5 protein-coding genes are annotated in these 3693 nt (G+C 54.8%); 4 read left to right on the top strand and 1 reads right to left on the bottom strand.

Features of this window, described 5'->3' with window-relative positions:
* Window positions 1–198 precede the first annotated feature (198 nt).
* On the bottom strand, window positions 199–417 hold the full coding sequence (locus tag BDE01S_RS09105) for a DUF2061 domain-containing protein (protein ID WP_066080529.1): 219 nt from the start codon (window positions 415–417) through the stop codon (window positions 199–201).
* Between the two features lie 153 nt (window positions 418–570).
* Between BDE01S_RS09105 and BDE01S_RS09100 the strand changes: the two genes are divergently transcribed.
* The 4 genes from BDE01S_RS09100 to dksA all read left to right on the top strand — a co-directional run bounded on the left by BDE01S_RS09100 (window position 571) and on the right by dksA (window position 3514).
* Window positions 571–1524: a D-2-hydroxyacid dehydrogenase gene (locus tag BDE01S_RS09100; RefSeq protein ID WP_066080525.1), complete on the top strand. Its 954-nt coding sequence runs from the start codon at window positions 571–573 to the stop codon at window positions 1522–1524.
* A gap of 17 nt (window positions 1525–1541) precedes the next feature.
* Window positions 1542–2339: a pyrroline-5-carboxylate reductase gene (gene proC, locus BDE01S_RS09095; RefSeq protein WP_066080522.1), complete on the top strand. Its 798-nt coding sequence runs from the start codon at window positions 1542–1544 to the stop codon at window positions 2337–2339.
* Between the two features lie 2 nt (window positions 2340–2341).
* On the top strand, window positions 2342–2899 hold the full coding sequence (locus BDE01S_RS09090; protein WP_066080519.1) for a YggT family protein: 558 nt from the start codon (window positions 2342–2344) through the stop codon (window positions 2897–2899).
* Window positions 2900–3097: 198 nt separating this feature from the next.
* Window positions 3098–3514, top strand: a complete 417-nt coding sequence (gene dksA, locus BDE01S_RS09085; RefSeq protein WP_066080516.1) for an RNA polymerase-binding protein DksA — start codon at window positions 3098–3100, stop codon at window positions 3512–3514.
* Window positions 3515–3693 lie beyond the last annotated feature (179 nt).

The raw sequence follows: 3693 nt of genomic DNA, 5'->3' as shown, positions 1-3693 counted from the left end.
ATTTTGCTTTGATTTTTCAAAAGTTTGAGTGTTATACGGAACAGTACCGTCAAATACCGTTTTGCTCAAGATTGTGGATAAAATTTCGGGATATGGCCGTCTGAATAATGGCTTATTTTATTAAATCCTTTATTTTTCAATTAATTATTTAATAGATGCAGCTATGGATAACTTTGTGTATAAATTTTGGATAAATCCTCAGGCGCAATGCGCGGCTTCAGGATTGGCGGCGGTTTTGGCCGATTGGCGGTGCTCGTAGCGGCGCCATGCTTTTTCATGAAAATAAAAAGCAACGGTGTTGACCATGGGCTCGATTAAGGCCACGGCGCCGGATACGCCGATGCTGCCGGTAAGCAGGTAGGTGATGCCGAAAGCAACGCTGAAATGTAAAATGGCAAAAGTAAACGTTTTCAACATGGTATATTCTCCGTCATTCAGGCCGTCTGAAAATGCGGCTTGCTGCGATATATTGCTAATAATAATACTTCTCATTTATATAATCCAGTTGTTTGTTTCTATTTGATTTTAGATTTTTTAAATCAAATACCGTAATTAAGATAAAGGATATTTATGTCTGCATGGAAAATTGTGGTTTTAGACGGCGATACCCTGCCGGATCGGCCGTTTGCCTTGGATTTCGAGCATGAGTTGGTTTGGCACGGCCGCTCGGAAACCGCCGAAGTAGCGGAACGCATCCGCGATGCCGATGCGGTGGTGACCAATAAAGTGGTGGTGAATGCCGACGCCATTGCCGGCGCCCCGCGCCTGAAGCTGATTGCGGTCACGGCAACCGGCGTCAACAATGTGGATACGGCGGCTGCGGCGCAGGCGGGCGTGGCGGTGTGTAATGTGCGGGCGTACGGCAACGAATCGGTGGCCGAGCATGCGTTTATGCTGATGATTGCCCTGATGCGCAATCTGCCTGCCTATCAGCGGGACATCCGCGCGGGCTTGTGGCAAAAATCGCCTTTTTTCTGCAGCTTCGGCGCGCCGATGCGGGATTTGAACGGCAAAACGCTGGTGATTTTCGGGCGTGGTGGCATCGGCGAAACCCTGGCCGCGTATGCCCGCGCTTTTCATATGAAAGTCGTGTTCGGCGAACACAAAGGCGCGGCGCAGGTGCGCGAGGGCTATGTGGCATTTGAAGAAGCCTTGCGCCTGGCGGACGCATTGTCGCTGCATTGCCCGCTGACGGAGCAGACGGCCGGTATGATCGGCGCGGCGGAGTTGGCGCAGATGAAGCCCGATGCGGTGTTAATCAACTGCGGACGCGGCGGCCTGGTAGACGAGGCGGCTTTGCTCGATGCGCTGGAAAACGGGCGCATCGGCGGCGCGGGTTTGGACGTATTGAGCGTGGAGCCGCCGCGCAACGGCCATCCTCTGCTGGATGCGGATTTGCCCAATCTGATTATTACGCCGCATATGGCTTGGGGCAGCACGGAGGCGGTCAACCGCCTGTTTGACATCGTATTGGCCAACATCAACGCTTTTGCGGCCGGCAAGCCGCAAAACATCGTGGGCTGAGAGAGAAAGAGAAGCAGATGAACGTTTATTTTTTGGGCGGCGGCAATATGGCGGCCGCCATTGCCGGCGGCTTGGTCAAGCAAGGCGGCTACCGCGTGCATATTGCCAACCGGGGCGAGGAAAAGCGGGCGCGTTTGGCGCGTGAATTGGGCGTGGCAGTATCGGAAAAACTGCCGCCGCTGACCGCCGACGATGTGGTAATTTTGGCGGTGAAGCCGCAGGATATGCAGACGGCCTGCGCGGGCTTGGAAACCAACGGCGCATTGGTTTTATCGGTGGCGGCCGGTTTGTCGGCAGATACCTTGAGCCGCTATTTGGGCGGCACGCGCCGCATTGTCCGCATCATGCCGAATACGCCGAGCAGCATCGGTTTGGGCGTATCGGGGCTGTATGCCGCAGCGGGTGCCGACGAAGCCGACAGGCAAACGGCGGAACGCATCATGCAGGCGGTGGGCATCACCGTGTGGCTGGACGAGGAAGCGCAGATGCACGCGATTACCGGCATCAGCGGCAGCGGCCCGGCCTATGTGTTTTATCTGCTGAACGCGCTTAAATCCGCCGCGCTGGCGCAGGGTTTCGATGAAGAGCAGGCCCGCAGCCTGAGCCTGGCAACATTTAAGGGCGCGGTGGCGCTGGCAGAGCAGAGCGGCTCGGATTTCGGCGTATTGCAGCAAAACGTGACTTCCAAAGGCGGCACAACTTACGAAGCGATTGAAACCTTCAAAGCCCGCCAAGTCGGTGAAGCTATAGAAGCGGGCGTCGCCGCCTGCGTGGCGCGTTCGCAGGAAATGGCGCAGCAATACGGAGCTGTCTGAATATGCGCGGCGATTTACTGATACTGCTTTCAGACGGCCTGGCGATTTTGTGTCTGGCGCGTTTCCTGCTGCAATGGGCGGGCTTGGACAGCCGCCACCCGCTGGCCGCATTCTGCCGCCAAATCACCGGTTGGCTTGTTGCCCCTTTGGCCAGGCTGCTGCCGGCGGGCGGTAATAAAGAATGGGCCTGCATTTTGGCCGTTTTTTTGCTGTATTATGCGGTGTTTACCGTGATGGCGCTGCTGGCGCTGCCGGGCGGCTTCGGCACCAAAATCATCGCGGCCAACCTGATTTTAGCCGCTTTGGGGCTGCTGAAATCGGCGGCTTATGTGTTGCTGATCGGCTTGGTGATGCGCACGGTATCCAGCTTCAGCAACCCTTATTCGCCCCTGGCCGCCGCCCTGCAGCGCATATTCGGGCCGATGCTGCGCCCTTTCACCTTTTTGCGCGCCGGGCGTATGGATTTTTCCGCCGCCCTGCCCGCGCTGGTTTTGTGGCTGTGGCTGGCTTATTTTCTGCCGCGGCTTACCGTGGGGCTGAATCTGTGGTTGTTGCGTTAACGCATATTTCGATTACATAAGCGAAAATAAGTGCAAATAAGCGCATAAAGTGTAGGAGTGCTGAAAAAACGTGTTATGATTTCGGCTTTCTTGAGCTTAAATCTTGAGAAAACAATAATAACGGCAACTTTGTAGTATTGAAGCTGCCCGGCCGGGCCGGGCGGCCGTTCCCTATAACACAGAGTGAAAGAAACAATTATGGCAAAGCTGACAGAACAAGATATTTTGCAATGGAACGGACCGGAAGACGATTACATGAATGCGGACCATTTGGCTTTTTTCCGCGACTTGTTGGTGAAAATGCAGGAAGAATTGATTGAAAACGCCACCATGACCGCCGGCCATCTGCAAGAGCACGAATCGGCGCCCGACCCTGCCGACCGCGCCACCCAAGAGGAAGAATATGCTTTGGAACTGCGCACGCGCGACCGCGAGCGCAAGCTGCTGGCCAAAGTACAGGCCACCATCCGCCGCATCGACGAAGGCGATTACGGCTATTGCGACGATACCGGCGAGCCCATCGGCCTGAAACGCCTGCTCGCCCGCCCGACCGCCACGCTGTCGGTGGAAGCGCAAGAACGCCGCGAGCGGATGAAAAAACAGTTTGCCGATTAATCGGGCTGATAGAAAAGCCGTCTGAAAATAGGGATTTTCAGACGGCTTTTTCTGTTTCTATTCGGGTAATTTTAGGGTAGAGAATGTGTGTTCGGGATAAGGCAAACGGTTGAGCAATATAGTGTCCGTTGAAATATAGTAACGTGAGTTTGGGGTAGTAATTTGAATAATACTTGATA

It is taken from the genome of Bergeriella denitrificans NBRC 102155 (assembly GCF_001592185.1).
Lineage (GTDB): Bacteria > Pseudomonadota > Gammaproteobacteria > Burkholderiales > Neisseriaceae > Neisseria > Neisseria denitrificans.
Note: the sequence above shows the minus strand (reverse complement) of the source record. Positions and strands in the feature narration are given on the sequence as shown.

Coding starts and splice junctions, on each gene's coding strand:
- BDE01S_RS09105 (WP_066080529.1), bottom strand. CDS start 417: ATGTTGAAAACGTTTACTTTTGCCATTTTACATTTCAGCGTTGCTTTC.
- BDE01S_RS09100 (WP_066080525.1), top strand. CDS start 571: ATGTCTGCATGGAAAATTGTGGTTTTAGACGGCGATACCCTGCCGGAT.
- proC (WP_066080522.1), top strand. CDS start 1,542: ATGAACGTTTATTTTTTGGGCGGCGGCAATATGGCGGCCGCCATTGCC.
- BDE01S_RS09090 (WP_066080519.1), top strand. CDS start 2,342: ATGCGCGGCGATTTACTGATACTGCTTTCAGACGGCCTGGCGATTTTG.
- dksA (WP_066080516.1), top strand. CDS start 3,098: ATGGCAAAGCTGACAGAACAAGATATTTTGCAATGGAACGGACCGGAA.